The organism is Aeromonas sp. PrichA-15, assembly GCF_017939245.1.
In the GTDB taxonomy this organism is placed as follows: Bacteria; Pseudomonadota; Gammaproteobacteria; order Enterobacterales; family Aeromonadaceae; genus Aeromonas; species Aeromonas caviae.
In genome coordinates, this window is sequence record NZ_JAGKRH010000230.1 from 1 (window position 1) to 706 (window position 706).

1 protein-coding gene is annotated in these 706 nt (G+C 54.1%); it reads right to left on the reverse strand.

The features are described from left to right. Window positions 1-146 precede the first annotated feature (146 nt). Window positions 147-485, reverse strand: a complete 339-nt coding sequence (locus tag J9889_RS19775; protein ID WP_010672438.1) for a DUF2799 domain-containing protein — start codon at window positions 483-485, stop codon at window positions 147-149. Window positions 486-706: the final 221 nt, after the last annotated feature.

Here is a 706-nt window from a genome sequence, read left to right on the forward strand (position 1 = left end):
GCTTTGGTGGCATCCATGAATATCGACTGGGAGAAGCTCCGCCACAAGTAACGGAGCTAACAGGAGACCAGCAGATCATTTTGGAGGTATTGGGTGAGCGCTATCGGCAAATTTATTCCTAAATCAGGTGCGGAATGTCGGCTGATTTATTGATCAGTCCAGCCATGGCGACCCTGTTCAAACAGGCGACGGGCCTGCACGTCGTTGGGACAGACGCCGCGATACTCCTCTCCCGACCGTCCTGCCAGATAGAGATGCTCGGGTCGGCAATACCAGGCCAGCCCCTTCTGGCGACCCAGCTCCCAAAGGGCAACGTCCACTTTTTCCCCGCACTGGGTCTGGTGAAAAGCCACCCGATCGCCAGCAAAACCGAGCTTGCCGTCCGCCTCTCCCACATCGCTCCACACCTTCTCGCAAGGGTCGTCGGAGTTGGAAACACAGCCCCCGAGCAGGGCGGCACAAAACATGATGACGAGTGAGCGCATATTCATCCTTGGCGTCGTTAGAATCTTTGTTGAGCCGCTGCCTGCCTCGTACAGCGTCATTTGAGCAGTTCATTCTAATACCAATCAGATTAAAGATGTGATCTAATTGCTCTATTCTGGTTTCACTGTACTCAGTATGTCCGATCCAATCGATTTCTTGGCCCTCGCCAAGGCAGAAACCAACGCCAGGAAACGCATGCGATTCCTGGCGTTAGCACACT

What these genes read in the sequence shown, in the direction of transcription:
- J9889_RS19775 (WP_010672438.1), bottom strand. Translation starts at nt 485, where the DNA reads ATGCGCTCACTCGTCATCATGTTTTGTGCCGCCCTGCTCGGGGGCTGT.